Origin of the sequence: Campylobacter concisus, from assembly GCF_902460575.1 — a bacterium.
Classification (GTDB): domain Bacteria; phylum Campylobacterota; class Campylobacteria; order Campylobacterales; family Campylobacteraceae; genus Campylobacter_A; species Campylobacter_A concisus_AW.
In genome coordinates this window covers 393,839-414,292 of sequence record NZ_CABPUY010000002.1, presented here as the reverse complement: position 1 = coordinate 414,292, position 20,454 = coordinate 393,839, and the positions used below count along the sequence as shown (strand labels likewise).

18 protein-coding genes are annotated in these 20,454 nt (G+C 41.8%); 4 read left to right on the top strand and 14 right to left on the bottom strand.

Annotated elements, in window-relative coordinates:
- Positions 1-32: 32 nt before the first annotated feature.
- The 11 genes from tsaD to F3G76_RS05920 all read right to left on the bottom strand — a co-directional run bounded on the left by tsaD (position 33) and on the right by F3G76_RS05920 (position 11,877).
- Positions 33-1,037, bottom strand: a complete 1,005-nt coding sequence (gene tsaD / locus F3G76_RS05970) for a tRNA (adenosine(37)-N6)-threonylcarbamoyltransferase complex transferase subunit TsaD (RefSeq protein WP_149706197.1) — start codon at positions 1,035-1,037, stop codon at positions 33-35.
- Positions 1,034-2,332 carry a M99 family carboxypeptidase catalytic domain-containing protein gene (locus tag F3G76_RS05965; RefSeq protein WP_149706196.1) on the bottom strand — a complete coding sequence of 433 codons (1,299 nt, stop codon included), beginning with the start codon at positions 2,330-2,332 and terminating at the stop codon, positions 1,034-1,036. Before F3G76_RS05965 ends, tsaD begins: the two co-directional genes overlap by 4 nt.
- Positions 2,332-3,567 (bottom strand): uracil-xanthine permease family protein, encoded by a 1,236-nt coding sequence (locus F3G76_RS05960; protein ID WP_149706195.1) that lies wholly within the window; start codon positions 3,565-3,567, stop codon positions 2,332-2,334. The genes F3G76_RS05965 and F3G76_RS05960 overlap by 1 nt, the downstream gene beginning before the upstream one ends.
- Positions 3,554-4,663: a 1-deoxy-D-xylulose-5-phosphate reductoisomerase gene (dxr, locus tag F3G76_RS05955; protein WP_149706194.1), complete on the bottom strand. Its 1,110-nt coding sequence runs from the start codon at positions 4,661-4,663 to the stop codon at positions 3,554-3,556. Before dxr ends, F3G76_RS05960 begins: the two co-directional genes overlap by 14 nt.
- Entirely contained in the window at positions 4,645-5,376 is a 732-nt protein-coding gene (locus F3G76_RS05950) for a phosphatidate cytidylyltransferase (RefSeq protein ID WP_103596897.1), read from the bottom strand. Before F3G76_RS05950 ends, dxr begins: the two co-directional genes overlap by 19 nt.
- A gap of 175 nt (positions 5,377-5,551) precedes the next feature.
- Positions 5,552-6,451, bottom strand: a complete 900-nt coding sequence (locus F3G76_RS05945; RefSeq protein WP_149706193.1) for a restriction endonuclease — start codon at positions 6,449-6,451, stop codon at positions 5,552-5,554.
- A gap of 375 nt (positions 6,452-6,826) precedes the next feature.
- A complete protein-coding gene (locus F3G76_RS05940; RefSeq protein ID WP_004317555.1) occupies positions 6,827-7,546 on the bottom strand; it encodes a fumarate reductase iron-sulfur subunit in 720 nt (239 codons plus the stop codon).
- Positions 7,539-9,557 carry a fumarate reductase flavoprotein subunit gene (locus tag F3G76_RS05935; RefSeq protein WP_149706192.1) on the bottom strand — a complete coding sequence of 673 codons (2,019 nt, stop codon included), beginning with the start codon at positions 9,555-9,557 and terminating at the stop codon, positions 7,539-7,541. The genes F3G76_RS05940 and F3G76_RS05935 overlap by 8 nt, the downstream gene beginning before the upstream one ends.
- A gap of 14 nt (positions 9,558-9,571) precedes the next feature.
- Complete coding sequence (locus tag F3G76_RS05930; protein WP_035160410.1) at positions 9,572-10,270, bottom strand: fumarate reductase cytochrome b subunit; 699 nt, start codon at positions 10,268-10,270, stop codon at positions 9,572-9,574.
- A gap of 119 nt (positions 10,271-10,389) precedes the next feature.
- Entirely contained in the window at positions 10,390-11,205 is an 816-nt protein-coding gene (gene lgt, locus F3G76_RS05925) for a prolipoprotein diacylglyceryl transferase (RefSeq protein WP_107791487.1), read from the bottom strand.
- A 36-nt stretch (positions 11,206-11,241) separates the two neighbouring features.
- Positions 11,242-11,877 (bottom strand): IMPACT family protein, encoded by a 636-nt coding sequence (locus tag F3G76_RS05920; RefSeq protein WP_107944468.1) that lies wholly within the window; start codon positions 11,875-11,877, stop codon positions 11,242-11,244.
- A gap of 126 nt (positions 11,878-12,003) precedes the next feature.
- On the opposite strand from F3G76_RS05920, the gene galU reads away from it, so the two are divergent.
- The 4 genes from galU (at position 12,004) to abc-f (ending at position 16,042) form a co-directional block, all read left to right on the top strand.
- On the top strand, positions 12,004-12,825 hold the full coding sequence (gene galU / locus F3G76_RS05915) for a UTP--glucose-1-phosphate uridylyltransferase GalU (protein ID WP_009294249.1): 822 nt from the start codon (positions 12,004-12,006) through the stop codon (positions 12,823-12,825).
- On the top strand, positions 12,822-14,042 hold the full coding sequence (locus tag F3G76_RS05910; RefSeq protein ID WP_149706191.1) for a glucose-6-phosphate isomerase: 1,221 nt from the start codon (positions 12,822-12,824) through the stop codon (positions 14,040-14,042). The genes galU and F3G76_RS05910 overlap by 4 nt, the downstream gene beginning before the upstream one ends.
- Before the next feature lie 3 nt (positions 14,043-14,045).
- Positions 14,046-14,324: a DUF1287 domain-containing protein gene (locus tag F3G76_RS05905; RefSeq protein ID WP_223227432.1), complete on the top strand. Its 279-nt coding sequence runs from the start codon at positions 14,046-14,048 to the stop codon at positions 14,322-14,324.
- A 128-nt stretch (positions 14,325-14,452) separates the two neighbouring features.
- The gene (gene abc-f, locus F3G76_RS05900) at positions 14,453-16,042 is read left to right on the top strand and encodes a ribosomal protection-like ABC-F family protein (protein WP_103588329.1); all 1,590 of its coding nucleotides are present in this window, start codon (positions 14,453-14,455) and stop codon (positions 16,040-16,042) included.
- Between the two features lie 204 nt (positions 16,043-16,246).
- On the opposite strand, the gene F3G76_RS05890 is transcribed toward abc-f, so the two are convergent.
- The 3 genes from F3G76_RS05890 to F3G76_RS05880 form a co-directional block, all read right to left on the bottom strand.
- Positions 16,247-16,924, bottom strand: a complete 678-nt coding sequence (locus tag F3G76_RS05890) for a DUF4272 domain-containing protein (protein WP_149706190.1) — start codon at positions 16,922-16,924, stop codon at positions 16,247-16,249.
- A 39-nt stretch (positions 16,925-16,963) separates the two neighbouring features.
- On the bottom strand, positions 16,964-18,310 hold the full coding sequence (locus tag F3G76_RS05885; protein WP_149706189.1) for an FAD-dependent oxidoreductase: 1,347 nt from the start codon (positions 18,308-18,310) through the stop codon (positions 16,964-16,966).
- A 128-nt stretch (positions 18,311-18,438) separates the two neighbouring features.
- Positions 18,439-20,445 (bottom strand): TonB-dependent receptor domain-containing protein, encoded by a 2,007-nt coding sequence (locus tag F3G76_RS05880; RefSeq protein ID WP_149706188.1) that lies wholly within the window; start codon positions 20,443-20,445, stop codon positions 18,439-18,441.
- Between the last annotated feature and the right edge of the window lie 9 nt (positions 20,446-20,454).

The window sequence follows — 20,454 nt, the reverse complement described above, 5'->3', positions numbered from 1 at the left end:
TAGCTTTAGCCACCATCAAATTTACTCAAATTTTAAATTTCAAATTTCTTAAAGCTAACCCTTGGATTTATAGTTAGCTTATCATGCGGGATAAACTCTTTTTTTAAGTATTTCTCACGCCCAGCTCTTGCTATCATCAGAGCATTATCGGAGCAAAACTCAAGTGGGGCTAGCAAAAGCTCACATCCATTTTTTTGGCAAAGCACTTCAAGCCTTTTTCGTAAATTTAAATTTGCACTTGCTCCGCCAACCACGCCAAATCGCTTGAAATTTCTTAGCTTGAAAACCTTTTCAAGTTTATTTAAAATGTGTTCGCAGGCCGTATTTTCAAAGGCGTAGCAAATATCTGCGATATCTTTTTGCGCGATAGTTTCAAGCTTTGAAATTTCAACTCTGACTTGGTTTTTAAGCCCTGAAAAGCTGTATTCAAGGCGTTTGTCATGAAGAAGTGGGACGGTAAATTTAAACCTATCTTTGTCCTCGCACAAAAGTGCATTTTCCTGCACCACAGCACCTCCTGGGTAGCCAAGATCAAGCATCTTTGCCACCTTGTCAAAGCTCTCACCAAAGCTATCATCGCTTGTACTTGCAAGCTCTAAAATCTCGCCATTTTCGTTAATCTCAAGTATCATCGTATGTCCGCCACTAACTAGCAAAACTCCAAGCGGAAAGGTGGCTTCGCGGTCTAAAAATAGCGAGTAGATGTGACCAACTAGGTGATTTACGGCGATTAGTGGGATATTTAGGGCGACGCTTAGCGCTTTTGCCATGCTGACGCCGCCTATCAGGCTCACGCTTAGCCCTGGCTCGTTTGTCACAGCGATGGCGTTTATATCTTTTAAATTTGGCAAGATATCATTTAAAAGTGCTGGCAGTGCCTTTGTATGAAGCCTTGCTGCAAGCTCTGGGACCACGCCACCAAAGATAGCGTGTTCCTCTTCTTGCGAGATCTTTTTATAATAAATTTGCTCCAGCGTCTCTTCATCTATGAGCGCGACAGAGCTGTCATCACAGCTGCTTTCTATGCCAAGTATCATCTAAACTCCGCTAGTATCATGCCAGCAAATTTCTCTTTGCCATTTTCGCTTTTGTAAAACTCAACTCGGTAAATTTTGCCATCTTTATCTATGCTATAGCTTTTGTTTAAGCTGTTTTTATCGATATCTTGCTCGCTCTCATCAACGCTTTTTGTGCCGTATCCTATGACATTTACGCGCACGTTTTTGAGAGCTTTTATCTTAAAGCTCTTTTTAACGCTAAATTTATCGCCACTTTTTAGCTCCTGCTCGTTGCCGTCGATCGAGAGAGAAATTTTATCAAGCGGCTTTGCAAACTCGAAGTATTGCGGCTTTAGCTTTGTGACAGAGCGGTTGCCATACTGCACTTTGTAAGTATCTTTATCTTTTATAACGGCGATTAGTGGATTTGGCGAGCGATAGCTTAGCTCGCCCTTTTTAAATGGCACGAAGCTTATCACAGGCTTTAAATTTTTAAGGCTAAGAGCGTAGCTGTCAAATAGCTCAAGCCTGATCTCCTTTTCGATCGCCTTTTTCACGCTTTTGACATCAAGCTCAAAGGGCCTAGTAAAGCTAATGCCAGCCTTTTTCATATACTCTTCGATCGCTATAAGGTGATAATATGTCCTTTGCTCAGCGTTTAAATTTTTGCTAGCTTCGTTTGCAAAGGCAGACTTGTTTTGTGTGATCGCGTAGTAGGTGAGGCTTTTTAGCATCTCTTTGTCGCCCATCGCTGTGTGCGTATTTTTGACGTGATACTGATGTTTTGGATCTATAAGGTGCTTATTTAGCACGTCTTTTACGCTTGATGCGATGCTTTCAAGCTCTGGGTACTTTGAGTCTGGCAGTGTGCTTTGGTCTATTATGCAAGTGTTGCCCCATTTGTCTGGATTTTCGTCCTTGCTTATAAATTTATCTCTGTAATATCCGCTGCCATCGTGTAAATTTAAGATGAGAGTGACGTTTTTGTCGGTGATGACGTCTTTTATCTTCATCACCGAGTTGTAGTCTGGATCGTCCTTTTCGACGTGGGCGAATTTTCTATTCATATCGCCCTTTGTGCCGCGACTTCGCTCGATGATGCTTGGGAAATTTAAATTTGGCACGACCCAAAGCGAGCCTTTTGTGATGTTATAGTCAGTCGCAACGATAGAAGCCGCCAAAAAGCCGCCTGGCTCGTCGCCTTGGATGCCACCGATTAAGAGCATAGTATTGCTACTTGGCTCACCTTTTTTGATAAGTGCATAGTCCAGTGCGCTTGCATTTGCAAGGCTTGCAGCCGCAAGAGCTGCTAAAAAAAGTCTAAATTTACGCATTAATATCCTTCGTAATGCTTTGTTTTTGGCAAAAGCAAATTTAAAACTATACCAGTAACCGCGCCAAGTCCGATACCTGAAAATTTAACCGCACCAAGGTCAAGCACCATACCGCCGATGGCAAAGATGAAGATGAGGGCTACGATTATCATATTTCTAGGATCGGCAAGATCTACTTTATTTTTTATCAGTGTCTCCATGCCAACGCTTGCGATGATGCCAAAAAGTAGCAGCATGATACCGCCGATGACTGGTGCTGGAATGGTCGAGAGCACCGCACCAAGCTTGCCAACGAAGGCTAGCACGATAGCGGTGATCGCTGCAAAGGTCATGATCGCTGGATTATACGCTTTTGTAAGGCTAACTGCGCCTGTGACCTCTGAGTAGGTGGTGTTTGGCGGACCACCAAAGGCAGCAGCTAGCGAGGTGGCTAGACCGTCGCCTAAAAGGGTATTTTTAAGGCCTGGATTTTTCAAAAAATCCTCTTTTGTGACGTTTGAGATAGCGAGCATATCGCCGATGTGCTCGATCGCTGGGGCGATGGCGATAGGTATCATATAGATGATCGCTTCGAGTTCAAATTTTGGTGCGCTAAAGCTTGGCACTCTAAACCAAGGGGCGTTTGCGATGGCGCTAAAATCAACCATGCCAAAGCAGTAAGCCACGATGTAGCCAGCGATGATACCAAGTAGGATCGGTATAAGCCTAAACATCCCACGTCCTAGCATCATGACAACGATAGTGGCGATAAGCGAGGTGGCTGCTACCATCATAGCTACATTTTGAGTGTAAGCCTCAGTAGCTGAAGTTGCCATCTTGACGGCATTTGGAGCAAGTATCAGACCTATGGTCATGATGACTGGACCAACGACAACTGGAGGTAAAATTTTATGCAAAATTTTCTCTCCGCCAAAGCGAACGACAAGACTTAGCGCGACATAGAAAAATCCAGCAAATATAACTCCGCCCATCGTCACTGGTATGCCCCATTTTTCGATGCCATACTGAAGCGGAGCGATGAAGGCAAACGAGCTTGCTAGAAAGATCGGCGGGACGTTTTTTCTAGTTATTAGCTGAAAAAGCAGTGTGCCAAGACCTGCTGTAAAGAGCGCGACGTTTGCATCAAGCCCCGTAAGGATAGGCACGAGCACGAGCGCGCCAAAGGCGACAAATAAAAACTGCACACCGATGAGACTTTGCCTAAGATCAAATTTATACCCCTCATACCTTTGCATTTAGCATCCTTTTTGCGTATTCTCTAACCTCTTTATCAACTTCATAAATTTCATCTACACTTGAAATTTTAAGACTCTTAAATTTTTTAGCTGAGCCTAAAATAAGCCTTGATATATCCAAAAATGAGCACTTTTTCTCTAAAAAGCTAAACACTCCAACCTCGTTTGCAGCGTTTATGACGACACCTAGATCAGGACTAGCCAAGACTTCATCTTTTAGCGAAAAGACTGGATATTTTTTAGGGCTGATCTTGTGAAATTTGATATTTTTAAGATCAAGTAAATTTGCGTGTGAGACGATATTTTCACTCACCTTTTCAAGCATAGCGTGCGCGATAGCTAGCTTCATATCAGTGCGCGAGAGGTGCATCGTGCTTGAGCCATCGATAAACTCTACTACGGCGTGGATGGCTGAGGTTGGCTCTATCACGGCCTCGATATCTTTGATGCCGTAAAGCCAGTAGGCCTCCATCACCTCAAAAAGCTTGTTTGTTATCGTCGCGCTATCAATGGTGATCTTTGCGCCCATATCCCAGTTTGGATGTTTTAGAGCGTCGCTTGGCGTGGCATCTTTTAGAAATTTGATCGGCTTTTTATAAAATGCCCCGCCGCTTGCTGTGATGATGAGCTTTTTGGCTGGAGTTTTGTTTTCTAGTAGAAATTTAAGCCCAAAATGCTCGCTGTCAATGGGTAAAATTTCTCTTGTTTTTAAAAATTTACCACCAACTACAAGGCTCTCTTTATTTGCAAGTGCTAGCCTTTTGCCAAGTGCTTGTGTCTTTAGACTAGGAGCAAGCCCAGCAAAGCCAACAAGGGCGTTTATCACCTTTTTTGAGCTTGAAATTTCAAGCATTTCTAGTAGTCCAGCCTCGCCAAAAAAGATGTTTTTGGCCTCAATATTTTTTACATTTTTAACTAGCTTTTCATCGCCCACGCAGACAAATTTTGGCTTAAATTTTAAAATTTGCTCATTTAGCAAAGCTACGTTTTTAGCGCAGCTTAGTGCCTCGACGCTAATGTCAAATTTCTCGCAGAGCGCTAGAGTATTTTTGCCGATCGAGCCAGTTGAGCCAAGTATTACCACGATAGCGACCAAAGCAGCGCAACAACGCCAAATAAATAGCCATCTATCCTATCAAGCATACCGCCGTGTCCTGGAAAAAGTGTGCCGCTGTCTTTGACGCCACAAAGTCTCTTTAGATAGCTCTCAAAGAGATCTCCCCAGACCGCAAAGACGCAGACCAAAAAGCTTGAAAATAGAATTTGAAAAAATCCATCTGTTACGAAATTTCCAACGACGCAACCAATTATGGTGCCTACTACCACGCCGCCAACTGCGCCCTCGATAGTCTTGTTTGGTGAGCTTGGGCTAAATGGATGCTTGCCAAACATCTTACCAACGAAAAATGCGCCACTATCGCTTGCAACGACGCTTAAGATAAGCCACGCAAGATAGCCCATGCCATACTCCGAGTAGAGCATCCACATCATAAAGATAGGAGTTGTCGGATAGACAAAAGGGGCGACTAGCTTTAAATTTTCGCTTTTTATATGTGCAAGGATAGATGCCACTAGCATGATCGCAAGGATCGCGATGAAGATCGGATTTGTAAAATATGTAAGCACGTAAAATGCGAGCGCTGCATAAACTAGCTGTTTGTGATCGATGCCATAAAGCTTGAGCGACTCATTAAAGGCAAAGTAAAGCACAGCGCCAAGCAAAATAAAATTTAAAATATAATTATCTATAAAAAAAACTACCAAAATAGCAACAAACATCAAAACGCCAGTGATAATGCGTGAAGACATACACTCTCCTTAAAATCGTTATTTTGCCGTAATTATAACACTTAAAATTTAGACGGCGTTTATAAGAGTGAAATTTGGTTTAAAATGTGTTTTGAGTTGGTAAATTTTAGATTTATTTGGGTGGCTACGCAAAAAATTTATGCGATGAAAACAAAAAGATTGCTTATTCTTGTATCTAAAAATTATTTTCGTCAAAAAAGTCGGTGTCGATCTTGCAAATTTCATAAATTTGGCTTGTTTGAACGCCTACTTTATACTTTATCATTAGCTCGGCTAGTCTGTCGCCATCTATCAAGACTACGCTAAAGTTTTGACTATCTTTGGCAAACGTTTGGGCCTCTTTTGTAAATTTCGCTGTAGTGATAAAGACGCCTTTTTTGGTATTTTTATTTGAGATGGCGCCGATGAACTGCTGTATCTCTTGCCTACCTATGTTGCTACCATCTTTATATCTCTTTGCTTGGATGTAAATTTTAGAAAGTCCTAGCTCATCTTCGTCTATGATGCCGTCTATCCCGCCATCTGGACCTTTATTTGTAAGGCTTCCAGTTCCATAGTCCATCCTCTCTAAAAGCTCTGTTACTAGATGTTCGAAAAATCTAGGCTCTTTTTCTAAAATGCTAGATAAAATTTCACTTTTTAACTCTTCTTTTATCTTTTCATATGCTTCTTTTAGGCTGTCGTCTGGTGTATTTTCTACTGCTTCTTTCTTTTCTTGTTTGATCTCTTGCTTATAAATTTCATCATACCAAGATATAAATTTCTCTTTTGTGTCCTTGCTACTTATCAGCTCTTTACCAAAATTTGTTATAGAAAACAGACTTTTGCCAACTTTTTCAAGAGGCTTCATCTTTGGTTTTGCCTTTACCTGTGCAGTGGTTGCCAAATACGTTAGAGCCCAGTCGGCACGGTTTATATAAGTAGGTGTCCCTCTTTTTATCCTTTGCAAAAGATCTTCATCGTTTAGCTTAAACTGATTTATTATAAATTTGTAAATTTCACTTCTGTTTGTATTGTTATTTTGTGCTACAAATTCTAAAATAGGGAGCATCATCTCTTTATAGCTTGGTATCATTTCATATCCTAAAAATGAATTTGATTGATGTTAAATTATATAAATTTTTTACCAAAAAAATTCTTGTTTTTACATTTTTATAGATATAATCACCGCATGAAATACGTAAGCCTAACAGAGTTTTTCTCTGAAAATATCACTCTTTTTGTAAATATTATCGCTTCGTTGTTTGCGATATTTTTTTTGCATTAGTGCTGGGTTTGGTCTTTTGTTTTTTATTACCTTGCCGCTTGGCTATATAATGGGTATAGTCTTGTCGTTTCCGCTTTTAATATTTATCTTTTTCTTATTCGCAGCGCTAGATATTTGTATCTGTATCTTGGTCTCTGTTTGTAGAGTTTTTAAATAAATTTGGGGCTTTTTACAGCCCCTTTGCTACTTTATAGCAGCCATTTTTCTACGCATATAAGCTATGCGGCTTTGAAGTGGTAAGTGTTTTGGGCAGTTGTCTTCGCAGCCAAGCAAAGTCATACAACCAAATACGCCATCATCATCGCCGATTAGCTCGTAAAAGTCCTCGTCAGTTCTCTTATCAAGTGCGTCTATCTTAAATCTAGCGACCCTATTTAGACCAACAGCACCGATAAAATCAGGTCTCATAATAGCTGTTCCACAAGATGCAACACAAATTCCGCACTCTATACAGCGATCAAGCTCGAAAACTTCTTGAGCGACTTCTGGCTCAACTTTCTCTTCAAGCTTAGAGATATCTGTCTCGTGATCTGTGTGTATCCAGCTCTCGACGCGCTTACTCATAGCGTTCATCCAGTTGCCAGTATCTACGCTTAGATCTTTTAGTAGTTTAAAGACTGGCAAAGGCATAAGCTCTATGACACCGCTTTCAAAGTCTTTTGTTAAGGTTCTGCAAGCTAGGCTTGGCTTGCCATTTACTAGCATGCCACAACTACCGCAAATTCCCGCACGACAAACGAAGTCAAAGCTGAGATCTGGATCAAATTTCTCACGAATTTGATTTAACGCGATAAATAGCGTCATACCATCAGTCTCTTCAAGCTCATAAGTCGCAAAATGAGGCTTTGAAACTTTGCTTAAAGGATTGTATTTAAAAGCTTTTATGGTTATTTTTCTACTCATTTCCTATACCTGCTCTTTCATTTGGTGCTTTATATTTTGGTTGAAGGTCATAGTGCATCAAAGCCTCTTGAATTTCTTGTCTGCTCTTGCCTTCTGCTTGCATTTTCTCGCGAATTTCATCGACCTCTTTTTGGCGGATAGCGCTGTTTGGATGCTCGATAATATTTCCTTTTGCACCATAACCTCTAAATGCTGGCGGCATCTCCATCTTCATGATATCAAGTGGCTCATAAGTGATAGTTGGCATAGTGTCGCCTTCTTTCCAGCTTGTAAGCGTTCTGTTTAGCCAGTTAAGGTCATCTCTTTTTGGATAGTCTTCACGGCAGTGAGCGCCACGGCTCTCTGTTCTATCAAGCGCACCTTTTGCGATACAAAGCGCTAGTTTTAGCATCTTTGGCACGCGGTAAGCCTCTTCAAGCTCTGGGTTGCCAAATAGTGCTTTGTTGCTTACTTTTACATCAAGTGACTCTTTATAGAGCGCTTCAAGCTCTTTAACAGCAAGCTCTAGGCCTTTGCCTGTTCTAAATATCGCAACGTGCTCCCACATTACCTCTTTCATCTTGTTTTTGATATCAAAGACGTTAAATTTACCCTCTTTATTAACAAGGCTATTTAGATAGTCTTCTTGTTTTTTAACAAATTTCTCGATATCAGCTGTGTTTATCTCGATCTCGTGGCTAGCGCAGTAATCTGCAAAATAATCACCAACGATCATACCAGCGACAACTGTCTCAGAAACTGAGTTACCACCAAGGCGGTTAAAGCCGTGCATATCCCAGCAAGCAGCCTCACCAGCGCTAAATAGACCAGCTAGTGTTGGGCTCTCGCCAGTTGGTTTTGTCTTGATGCCGCCCATTGAGTAGTGTTGCATAGGCAGGATCGGCGCCCAGCCTTTGCCACGTTGATGTCCTGTCTCGTCAGTATATACTTCAGTGTCAGCAGGATCGATGCCGTTAAAAATTTCGCAAATTTCTTGAACGTCACGTAAATTTTTCTCGATGTGCTCGCGTCCAAGGATAGAGATATCAAGCCAAACGTGATAGCCATAAGGGCTAGGTACGCCTTTGCCTGCACGGATGTGCTCCATGATACGGCGACTAACGACGTCACGGCTAGCTAGCTCTTTTTTCTCTGGCTCATAATCAGGCATAAAGCGGTATCCATCAACGTCACGTAAAATTCCGCCATCACCGCGGCAACCTTCTGTTAAAAGAATGCCAGATGGGACGATCGGAGTTGGGTGAAACTGAACAGCTTCCATATTGCCAAGCTGAGCTACGCCAGTCTCAAGTGCGATCGCAGCGCCGATACCCTCGCAAACAACAGCGTTTGTAGTGTGTTTATAAACTCTACCATAACCGCCAGTCGCTATAAGTGTGCCTTTTGAAACATAAGCTGTGATCTCGCCATTTACTAGGTCACGAACGATCGCGCCGTAACAGCGGTTATTTTGGTGTATCAAAGCGATCGCCTCTTTGCGGTCGTGAATTTCTACATTGTGCTTAAGCGCTTCGTTTGCAACAGCAAAAAGCATGGTGTGACCAGTTGCGTCAGCTGTGTAGCAAGTTCTCCACTTTTTTGTACCACCAAAGTCACGTGAGTGGATAAGGCCATGAACCTCTTCTTTTTCAACGATAGTTGTCTTTTGAGCGTTGATGATAGCGCTTCTTTCGCCTTTTGTGATCCTAGTCCAAGGCACGCCCCAAGCTGCAAGCTCACGGATAGCTTTTGGAGCAGTTTGACAAAACATACGTGCAACTTGTTGATCGCAACCCCAGTCGCTACCTTTTACTGTGTCAGCAAAGTGGACATCTTCGTTATCGCCTTCACTCATTTTAGAGTTACCAAGGCTTGCTTGCATGCCGCCTTGCGCAGCAGCAGAGTGAGAGCGTTTTACAGGGATGAGGCTCAAAACTACGGTACTTAAGCCCTTTTCTCCAGCAGCCACAGCAGCTCTAAGACCAGCTAGACCGCCACCAATTACCAATGCGTCATAATATTTTACATTCATCTTCTAGCTCCTTTTTAATGGCTGATCCACACGAAATCGGCGATTAGCGCGATCACAGCAAGTATGCCATAAATGACAAATACAACTGTCTTTGCCTTATTTCTTTTAGCAAACATTTCGTGTTTATTTACGCCATCAATGCTTACCCATTTGACATATAAGCGGTACATGCCAACGCTAGCGTGAACGACCATGAAAACAAGTAGTGCGAAGTAGAAAATTTCTAGTTTGTGAAAAGCAGCGGCTGATTTATCAGCAGTGATGTGTCCGCCAAAGATGATGTCGATGAGGTGGGCGCTTGCTGCAAAAAATAGAGCAAAGCCTGTTAAAAACTGGAACCACCAAAGTGTGGTATCAAGGTGCTTCATGCGGTCTTTGTGGCCTCTAAACATTAAGTATTGTCTGTAATTCGCAGGAAATTTTCTCATTGCCAAGAAGGCGTGAGTTACAAAAACTACAAAGATAACAGCAGCTATAACATTTGTGATCCACCAAGTAGCCTCGCCAAATAAAAATTTAGCCTCTGCAAATCCTACGACAGCGTTAAATGCGTCTTTGCCAAGTAGTATAGTAGAAGTAAAAACCATATGGCACAATATGAAACAGGCTAGAATAAATCCTGTAATACTTTGCCATCTATCCCAAGCGGCTGGAGTGCGGCTTTTTTTGCCGTCCGACCGTTTCCCCAAAAAACCTTCTATAAGCCCGGTCATGAGCCCTCCTAAGAAATTTGAAATAAGTTATCATTTCTTAATACTAATTTAAACATTAGCATTAATTGATAAAGCTAATGTTATCAGAACTTTACTTTAATAAATTTTAAATATTGACATTAAATTTTCGTAAATCTCTTATAGAGTTTAATATAGACAAAAATTCCAAACACGCACATAATAAGTGATAAAATTTGCCCCATTGATAGACCAAAAATAATAAATCCAAGTCCAGAATCAGGCTCTCTGTAAAATTCACAAATAAATCTTGCAAATGTGTATAAAATGGCGTAAAGTGCTATGAGCTCTCCATTAAATTTCTTATATTTTCTATATAAAAATAAAATGACAAAAATAACTAAACCTTCTAAGAATGCCTCGTAAAGCTGGCTTGGATGTCTTGGCTGACCAAAGACATTTATCGCCCAAGGCACGTCTGTAACCCTGCCAAAAAGCTCTTGATTTAAGAAATTTCCTATCCTGCCAAAGGTGTAGCCAAAAGGTATGCAAATGGCGCAAAGATCAAGTAGCTGCCATGCGTTTTGCTTATATCTTTTGCAAAATAAAACTGTCGCTAGCAAAAAGCCAACCACAGCGCCGTGATAGCTCATGCCGCGAATTCCTATAAACTCGCCGTTGTGGATTGGATTAAAAATTTGCCAAGGCTGCGTTAGATAATATCCCGCTTCGCCAGAATAAACTAAAACCCAGCCAAGTCTAGCGCCTAAAATGACGCCTATTTCTACCCAAAAAAAGTAGTTATCTAAAAGTTGATTTGAGATAGGGATATCATCTTTTTTAACGAGATACTTTGCCATAGCGAGCGCCAAAACAAGGGCTAAAATATACATAAGCCCATACCAGTGCACGCTAAAACCAAAGAGGCTAAAGGCGACTGGGTTAAAGTGGTTATAAATGTCGTTCCAAATTTCCATTTTTTACTTTCTTTTTAAATTTGTGCGATTTTACAATTAATAAATAAACAGCGCTTTGCTGCCAAGTGGCAAGGCTAGAAATTTAAACTCGCTTGCTTCAAATTCTTTACAAAATTTAAATAGCTCAGCAAACTCGGCTTCGTTTAAATTTACGCTCCAAATCGCTCCAAGGTCATTAAAATCTCTTTCAAACTCGCTTAAATTTTTAGTGGCAAAGTAGTGCTCAAAGCGGCTCATCAGCGAAAATGGTGTAAAAAATTTAACCTCATCTTTTATCTCAAATTTCATCACGCCACCATCTTTTATGGCTTCATTTATCACTTCATTCACAGCCCCAGAGTAGGCTCTAACAAGCCCTCCAGTGCCAAGCTTTATCCCGCCAAAGTAGCGAACTATCAAGACCCCAACGTTTATAAGCCCCGCCCCTCTTAGCGCGTTTAGGCTTGGCTGGCCGCTAGTGCCCTTTGGCTCGCCATCATCACTTTGATTTTCAACGATTTGTCCATATTTGTTTAGCTCCCTTGTCGCCCAAACTACGTGAACAGCCTTAAAATGCTCCTCTTTTAGGTGTTCGTGCAAGCTTTTAAACGAGCTTATCGGGCACAAAAATGCTAAGAAATTTGACTTTTTTATATCAAGCTGGGCTTTAAATATCCTATCAATCGTCTGCAAATTTGCTCTTTTTTAAAAATTTTAAAAATCTTATCAATTTGCTAATTAAAGCCTTGTAAATTCAGACAAATTTATATTATTAAGGAAAAGATAGTAGAATTTTGCAATTTTTTACGAAGGACTAAAATGATACAAACTTGCCTATTTCCAGCGGCTGGATATGGAACGAGGTTTTTACCAGCTACAAAATCGCTCCCAAAAGAGATGTTGCCGATCCTTACAAAACCACTCATTCACTACGGCGTTGATGAGGCGCTTGAGGCTGGCATGGATAATATGGCCTTTGTCACAGGACGCGGAAAAAGGGCGCTTGAGGACTATTTTGATATCAGCTACGAGCTAGAAAAAGAGATCGCAGGCAGCTCAAAAGAGTCACTACTAAGCGAAGTTAGAAATTTAATGAGCTCATGCACATTTTCATTTACTAGGCAAAATGCCATGAAAGGGCTTGGACACGCCATTTATACGGGCAAAACTCTAGTTCGAGATGAGGCATTTGGGGTTATTTTGGCAGATGATCTATGCATAAATGAAAATGGCGAGGGCGTGCTTTCGCAAATGGTTAAAATTTATGAAAAGTATCGCTGCAGCGTCGTTGCAGTGATGGAGGTGCCAAAAGAGCAGACTAAGTCTTACGGCGTCGTAAGCGGTAGGTTTATAGAAGATGATCTTATAATGGTTGATGATATGGTTGAAAAGCCTGATCCTGCTGAGGCTCCGACAAATTTAGCGATAATCGGACGCTACATCTTAACGCCAGATATTTTTAACATCTTAGAGCGAACAAAGCCAGGCAAAAATGGTGAAATTCAGATCACAGACGCGCTAAAAACGCAGGCAAAAGATGGCATGGTGTTAGCTTATAAATTTAAGGGCAAGAGGTTTGATTGTGGCAGCATCGATGGCTTTGTCGAGGCTACAAATTTCTTTTACGAGCGCAGTAAATGATAGAAACTTCATTTAAATTTAACTTTGCAAGCAGCGAGGTCATCGACTCTTATGCCAAACGCATAAACGACGAATACGAAAGCGGCGAGATAGGCTACTACCACCTGCCAGTGCTTGGGCAAAATTTACTTGGCGAGATCGAAGAGTATGAAAAGGGGCTAGCTCATATCAAAAATGTAGTACTTGTTGGCATTGGCGGTAGCAGTCTTGGCGTAAAGGCGCTAAAATCAATGCTTGATGGCACAAAGGGGATAAAAAGAGAGCTTTTGTTTTTAGATAACGTCGATCCTTGCAGCTACAAAAGCACGCTTAGTGGGCTAAAATTTGACGAGACACTTTTTATAATAAGCTCAAAATCAGGCAATACAATCGAGACGATCACTATTTTTAAATGTTTGCTTGATGACTTTAAACCTCAAAATTTAGGCAAAAATTTCCTCATCATAACCGATCCAGGCACAAATTTAGAAAATTTTGCCAAAGAAAATGGCATCAAATTTTTCAATATCCCAAAAAATGTTGGCGGGAGATTTAGCGTGCTAAGTGCGATCGGTCTTGTGCCTCTTGGTATCTGCGGCTACGATATAAAGGCACTTTTGGAAGGCGCGCTTACTTGCAAGAAGCAATACATCGAGCAAAAAGATAGCTCAATAGTCGCTAAAGCCTACCACTACGCCACTAGCAGAAATGCCAGTATAAATGTCATTTTTAGCTATTGCGATAGATTTTTTGAATTTAACGACTGGTACGTGCAGCTTTGGGCTGAGAGCCTCGGTAAAAAAAGAGGCTATAAAAGGGTCGGCCTTACGCCAGTTGGACTTGTCGGCAGCCGCGATCAGCACAGCTTTTTGCAGCTTATCATGGACGGCGTAAAAGATAAGAGTGTGACATTTATAAAGATAAAAGATCACGCAAGCGACAAGACTATCCCAAATTTAAGCCTAAAAGGGCTTGAGGAGTGCGATTTTGTGGCAGGTCTAAGCCTAAATGAGCTTATAAATTTGCAGTGCGACGCGACTGCTATGGCGCTGGTGCAAGAGGGCATAAGCGTCGATACGATCACGCTTGAGAGGCTTGATGAGTTTCATGCTGGCTGGCTCATTTTTTACTACGAGCTACTAACCTCGGCCACTGGTATCATGCTAGGCATCAACACCTACGATCAGCCAGGCGTTGAGATAGGAAAACGAATCTTAAAAACCATGCTTTTAAAGTAGAAAATGAAGAAATTTCTACTTTTAGCTCTTTTTGCCACGCAAATTTTTGCCTTTTCGGCGAGTAAATTTGTAAATGACGCTAGGTCGCAGATAGGTGTGACTCTAAGTTACGATCCAAGCTACGAAAGGCTTGCTTACCCAATGGGCGACGTGGATATCAAAAAGGGCGTTTGCACCGACGTTGTGGTAAGGGCGCTACGTCATCAGGATATGGATCTGCAAAGGCTCATTTTTGAAGATATGAGTAGAAATTTCGCAAGCTATCCTAAAAATTGGGCTTAAAAACATCTATCGCAGGTGCGTTTAATACCGCTCGCATAAGATCACGGGGTATTTTAGACTAAAGTAGCAAAATGGCTTTTTAATCAAATTTTAGGCAAAATCGCAAAAAATAAATTCAAGGAAAAATAATGTTAGAAGTTAGGGGACTTACTCAAAGATTTGCAAGCAGTTTGCTATTTGAGGATGTAAATTTAAAGCTAAATCGCCACAACAGATACGGACTAATCGGCGCAAATGGCGCTGGCAAATCGACATTTTTAAAAATTTTAAGCGGAGCTATCGAGCCAACTAGCGGCGAGATCATCATAGAAAATGGACTAAAGGTTGGCGTGCTTGGGCAAGATCAGTTTGCGTTTGAAAATTTCACTCTAAAAGATGCGGTGCTTTATGGCAACAAACGCCTATATGACGCTGTCAAAGAGAAAGAAAAGCTCTATATGAGCGAGGAATTTACAGATGAGATAAATGAGCGCTTAAGCGAGCTTGAGATGATAAGCGCTGAAGAAGACCCAAGCTACGAGTACGAGACTAGGATAGAAAAAATCCTAAGCTCGCTTGGACTAAATGAATTTGATAAGCTCATGAGCGAGGTTGAAAACTCAGATAAAGTTAAGGTTTTGCTGGCTCAAGTGCTATTTCCAAAGCCAGATATCTTGTTCTTAGACGAGCCAACAAACAACCTTGACATAGACGCGATCGCATGGCTAGAAAACGAGCTAAACCGCCACGAGGGCACGCTTGTCGTTATCAGCCACGATAGGCACTTTTTAAATAGAGTTTGTACAAATATTTTGGATGTGGATTTTAAGAAAATTCGCGAGTTTTCAGGCAACTACGACGACTGGTATATGGCTGCAAATTTGATCGCAAAGCAGCATGAGATGGAGCGCGATAAGAAACTAAAAGAGAAAGAGGAGCTGGAGAAATTTATCGCGAGATTTTCAGCAAATGCGAGCAAGGCAAAGCAGGCGACCTCACGTGCAAAACAGCTTGAAAAGCTAGACATAGCAGAGATCGCAGTCTCAAGCAGGCGTGATCCAAGTATTCTGTTTCGTGCAAACCGCGAGATAGGCAATGAGCTAATTGAGCTTAAAAATGTAAGTAAGAAATTTGATGATAAAGTGATATTTGAAAACTTTAACTTTAAGCTCGAAAAGGGCGATAAGCTAGCTATCATCGGCCACAACGGCGTTGGCAAAAGCACACTTTGTAAGATCATAATGGGCGAGATAAAGCCTGACGCGGGCGAGGTGCATATAGGCGCGACTATCGAGCTAGGATATTTTGCACAAGATACGGTAAATAAGATAGATGGCGAGCTAAAGCTTTATGAATATTTGCAAGATGCCAAAAACAAGGACATCGACGAGATCAGAAAGTGCCTTGGCAGGATGCTCTTTAGCGGTGCCGAGCAAGAAAAAGCAGTCGGAGCGCTAAGCGGTGGCGAAAAACACCGAGTAAGACTAGCTCAGCTCATGCTTCATAGGCCAAATTTACTTGTCATGGACGAGCCAAACAACCACCTCGATCTTGAGGCTATCATCGCGCTTGGCGAGGCGTTTTACAACTTTAATGGCTCAGTCATCTGCGTAAGCCACGACAGAGAGCTGATAGACGCCTTTGCAAATAGAATTTTGCACCTAAAAGGCAATGGCGAAGTCGTTGATTTTAAAGGCACATACGAAGAATACAGAGCAAATTTAGGCCTTGAGAGTTAGTTTTTTACCGTTTAAGCCGCGCTAAGCTAGTTAAATTTGCTTAACACTTATTGCGACATTTACGAGCATTTTAGCCACTTATTAAAGGCAAGTAAAAAGCGAGCTCTGAGTTTCCAAAACCAAAAGAAGCTCGCTATCTTCGCTTTCCTATAGCATTTACATTAAGATAAATTTTAAGCTCATTTGAGCTTAAAATTTCTTAGATCAAGTGTTTAGATCAGGATAGTCCCAGCAGTTAAACTCAGCGCTCAAATCGTCATTTTCTTGCCCTTTGCAGCATAGCCACTCAAGCCCTGCTCGCCTCTCCATAACGACCTCTTCGTCAAGTCCAGCCGCCTTTGTGCCATTTACTCTTGCATTTACACACGCCCAGTGATAGCGATAAACTAGATCAAGCTTACTTAAAATTTCATCCATACTGCGAAGCTTTGAACGGCTTTTTAGCCCGCCCTCTCTAAAGACATTCATCACAAACTCACAGTCGCAAATTTTATCCATCTGACCGATATCTTCAGCTATGCCAAGCGCCCAAAGTAAGATCCAAAGCGACTCATATTTCCAGCCCATATTCACAGCCGTGTCCATATCGGCTCTGTCTTCAACGACCTCTTTTTCTTTTACACTTAGTCCGTCGTAAGCTTCACCTAAAAAGCTCTTTGCCCACGCCATATTTTCTTTGCCCAAAGAGCCCTCATCACGGATCGTGCAAGCACACATGATCGCTGTAAATGAGCAAACTGCGCGCTTTATTATCTCGTCAATATCTCTTGGCGTAACCTCGCTATTTTCATAGCGAAGCGGCAAGCTCTCAAGCACCGCTATGCCCTCTTGCTTTAAAATTTTTATGTTCTCATCTTTTCTTTGTTGTGCTGTTTTTGGCATATCTGCACCTCCTTTAAAAATATCAAACACTCCCATTTTCTACCCAAAAAACTCGGCGTTAAATTTATCTTCGTCGAAATTTTTGCCCAAAAATTTGCAAATTTCCTCCATATCAGCCCTCGCCGTTTCAAAACAGCTAGTAGCCCCCGGGCTTGGCGTCATGTTAAAGCTTATGCCCTCGCCTGTGCTGATCTTGCCCTCACCAAGCTCGAGCCTTTTTTTATTGCGGTCGATCACCTGCGGCCTTACGCCACCAAAATTTACAGCGTAGCTTAGGTCATTTTCGCTTAGACTTGGCACGATCTTTCTAGCGTCTTTAACAAATTCTTTTTTGTTGATAAATGGCACTTCAAATAAGAAATTTCTTAGTATATAGGACCTTATATCCTCGTCTTTTAGTAAATTTGTAAAGACTTCAAGGACATTTTTGTCAAATTTTAAGCACTTTAAAAAGTCAAAAAAGCTAGAACAGCCGTGAAATCTCTCAAGCTTTGGTATGACAAGGGCAGTTGGACCAAAGCGAGTGTTGCCATTAGCTAGGATATCTGGGTCGCCGTGGAGTGCGGCAAATGGCAGCTTGTCGTTTTGCACCATATAGACTTTGCCGTTTAGCAGGCGCTTGTTAGCAAAGTAAAAGCTTCCAGCAACTGGTAGCGTGCTAAGATGTAGCCCATAACCCATCTTGTGAGCTAGAAATAACGAGTGTGCTCCAGCATCGACTACGACGTAGTTTGCTGTGATCACCTCGCCGTCATTTATCTTGATGTGAAAGGCATCGCCCACCTTTTTCATATCAGTCACTTCTGAGCTTAAGCTGATCTCATAGCCATCTCCGCCTAAATTTAGCGCATTTTGCACGAGCGAATTTGCCACGCCGCCAAAGTCCATCGTAGTGTACTGGCCATTTTGCGCGCCTATTGCGATGATATTTTCAGGACGTTCATTGCCATTTGCGTCAAAAACGACATTTGGCTCGATCTGCTTTAACTTCTCTTTGTCATAAATTTCAAGATAAGGAAATAACTCTTTAAAACTCTCATATCGCTCCTTGATGCGCTCTACTTCGGCATCTCCGATGGCTAGTGTCATCTTTTGATGAGCAAACATATATTTGCCCTCTAGGTTGTATTTTAGGGCGTATTTTACTGGCATATTTGCCACTTGTGAGACCTTTTTTGCCTTTTCTAGCGTGTAGTTTGTCTCGATATCGCCGCAGTGGATGGTCTGCGAGTTGCCCTTGCCACTTGAATTTAGCGTAGCTACGCCGTCATATTTTTCTAAAAGCGCGACCTTTTTTATATCGCTAAATGCAGCCAACTCGTAAAAGAGTGCCGTCCCGCTAATGCCCGCTCCAATAATTGCCACTTCAAAGTGCTTTTGCCTCATTTTCTCCCCTGAAAGTTTAGTTGCACAAATGATACTATATTAAATTTAAATCAAACAGCAAAAAGCGTGGCGTGAAAAATGGGCTGTGTAAAAGTGAAATTTGGCAAGGCTTTCACCTTGCCATAAAGCTAAAATTTATAAGATACGTTTACTTTGAAATTTCTACCTGGCTCCCAGTCTACGTAGTTTGGATCGCCTGTATAATTAGCCGTTCGTTGGGACTGCGAAGCGTATGCCTTGTTAAAAAGGTTGTAAATTCCAGCATTTATCTCAAGCCCTTTAAATTTACCGCTGCTTGGCGCATAGGTAGCGTAGATATCGCTAACTGCATAGCTTGGTATCTTGACATTTTCATTATCGCCAGCTGAGATGGTATTTTTCGAGGCAAAGTAGATTAGGTTGTAGCCTATTAGCGTATCGATCCTTGAAAATGCGTACTCGGCGTTAAATGTGTATTTATCGCCCTGATCTCGGTAGCCGATGATGTTTGAGGTGTAGTAGCTGCCATTTGATTTTGCAACCCTATCTTTATATTTTACCTTTTGGTGAGTATAGCTAGCAGCTAGGCTTAGTGCGTCTAAATTTAGCCTTGCAAGTAGCTCAACGCCGCTTATATCGGCCCCACCAGCGTTTATCCTGACTAGAGTTTGATTTATACCGCCACCTGCTGCGTTGTTATCGACTATTAAATTTTTATATTTTGTCATGAAGTATTTTGCAGATAGGCTATATGAGCTAGCTTCGCTTATGTCGCCATGGTATTTAAGACCGGTTTCATAGCTATTGCCAGTTGTCGCTTTTAGGTCTTTATTTGCCGCCCAGTTTAAAGCCCTGCCCCTACTACTTCCACTTGCCATCATCGACTCCATGACGTCAGGCCCTCTAAAGACCCTCGCATAGCTTGCAAATGCGTTAAGCCCTTTAATGATCTCATAATCAAGCGCAAGCGCTGGGGTAAATTCGTTAAATTTATATGTGTAGCTCTTTACATTTCCAGCTCTGCCGTCGTAGCTTTTTAGCTCGTGATGAGTGTATCTGATACCAGGAGTAACGGTTAGCGAGCTAAAATTTAGCGCATCTTCTGCGTATATTGAGTAGTTATTTACCTTTTCTGGGTAGTGATTGTCTGGTTTGTTGAAATTTTTACTTTGATAAAACTCAGCACCATATCTAAAAGTCTGCGTCAAAGCGCCGCTCTCTACTACACTTTTGGCCTTTGCATTTATGCCGTTCGTCTCTACGCCCCATTTTGAATCATCGACCCTTTGATGTCTTGTGTTATAAGCCGTTACGTCCAAATTTAAAAGATCGCTTGGCTTATACTCATATTTTAGCGTTGTTGTGTCGCGCTCATACTTGCGGTTATCGACACTATTTGAGCCACTATACCAGCTGCCAAATTCTGCTCTTAAAGGGTAAAGACCCTTAAATTCATTATGCTCTCTTGAGATAGAAATTCTATGTGCATCAAGGAAGCTATAACCAAGCTTTAGAAGATAGCTAAGGTCGTTGCCATCGCCGCCTATCTTTCTTTTATTACCACTTTTGCCATAGTCATAGCCCTTGTGATTAATAGCTGCTATAAAGTCAAGCCCTTCAACTGGGGCAGTAAAAAGCATAAGGCCTTGAGAAAATTCGCTGTTATTTGAGGCGTATCCTGTCTTTATCTTTGCACCGATCTTCTCGCCGCTTTCTAGCAAGTCTTTTGCATCGACCGTTTTAAAGGCGACTGAGCCACCAAGCGCGCCAGAGCCATTTACGACTGACCTTGAGCCAACCTCGACGTCTATTGCCTTTATGAGATCAGGATCGATCAGCAAGTCGGCGTTATGGTGAAAAGTATTTCCATTTTGTTTCGCGCCATCTATCGTGATATTTAGACCGCGGTCACTTACGCCTCTCATATAAATTTTTTGATTCATGCCGTTTGTGCCGCCCACATAGACGCCAGGGATGTCCCTCATCACGTCTTTTGCTAGGCCAGCATTTCTAGTTGAAATTTTGATGTCATCAACGCCGTATCCGCCACTGCTGCTTGTCACTTCAACGCCACTTAGCACGCTCTCGTCTGCTGCGTTTGCACAAACTGCCACGCTTGCTGCAAGAGAGAGCTTAAATAAGCCCTTAAATCTCATTTCTCCTCC

Bases quoted from the DNA above. Each gene is read 5' to 3' on its own strand.
- tsaD (WP_149706197.1), bottom strand. From the start codon at position 1,037: ATGATACTTGGCATAGAAAGCAGCTGTGATGACAGCTCTGTCGCGCTC.
- F3G76_RS05965 (WP_149706196.1), bottom strand. From the start codon at position 2,332: ATGCGTAAATTTAGACTTTTTTTAGCAGCTCTTGCGGCTGCAAGCCTT.
- F3G76_RS05960 (WP_149706195.1), bottom strand. From the start codon at position 3,567: ATGCAAAGGTATGAGGGGTATAAATTTGATCTTAGGCAAAGTCTCATC.
- F3G76_RS05950 (WP_103596897.1), bottom strand. From the start codon at position 5,376: ATGTCTTCACGCATTATCACTGGCGTTTTGATGTTTGTTGCTATTTTG.
- F3G76_RS05945 (WP_149706193.1), bottom strand. From the start codon at position 6,451: ATGATACCAAGCTATAAAGAGATGATGCTCCCTATTTTAGAATTTGTA.
- F3G76_RS05940 (WP_004317555.1), bottom strand. From the start codon at position 7,546: ATGAGTAGAAAAATAACCATAAAAGCTTTTAAATACAATCCTTTAAGC.
- F3G76_RS05935 (WP_149706192.1), bottom strand. From the start codon at position 9,557: ATGAATGTAAAATATTATGACGCATTGGTAATTGGTGGCGGTCTAGCT.
- F3G76_RS05930 (WP_035160410.1), bottom strand. From the start codon at position 10,270: ATGACCGGGCTTATAGAAGGTTTTTTGGGGAAACGGTCGGACGGCAAA.
- lgt (WP_107791487.1), bottom strand. From the start codon at position 11,205: ATGGAAATTTGGAACGACATTTATAACCACTTTAACCCAGTCGCCTTT.
- galU (WP_009294249.1), top strand. From the start codon at position 12,004: ATGATACAAACTTGCCTATTTCCAGCGGCTGGATATGGAACGAGGTTT.
- F3G76_RS05910 (WP_149706191.1), top strand. From the start codon at position 12,822: ATGATAGAAACTTCATTTAAATTTAACTTTGCAAGCAGCGAGGTCATC.
- F3G76_RS05905 (WP_223227432.1), top strand. From the start codon at position 14,046: ATGAAGAAATTTCTACTTTTAGCTCTTTTTGCCACGCAAATTTTTGCC.
- abc-f (WP_103588329.1), top strand. From the start codon at position 14,453: ATGTTAGAAGTTAGGGGACTTACTCAAAGATTTGCAAGCAGTTTGCTA.
- F3G76_RS05890 (WP_149706190.1), bottom strand. From the start codon at position 16,924: ATGCCAAAAACAGCACAACAAAGAAAAGATGAGAACATAAAAATTTTA.
- F3G76_RS05885 (WP_149706189.1), bottom strand. From the start codon at position 18,310: ATGAGGCAAAAGCACTTTGAAGTGGCAATTATTGGAGCGGGCATTAGC.
- F3G76_RS05880 (WP_149706188.1), bottom strand. From the start codon at position 20,445: ATGAGATTTAAGGGCTTATTTAAGCTCTCTCTTGCAGCAAGCGTGGCA.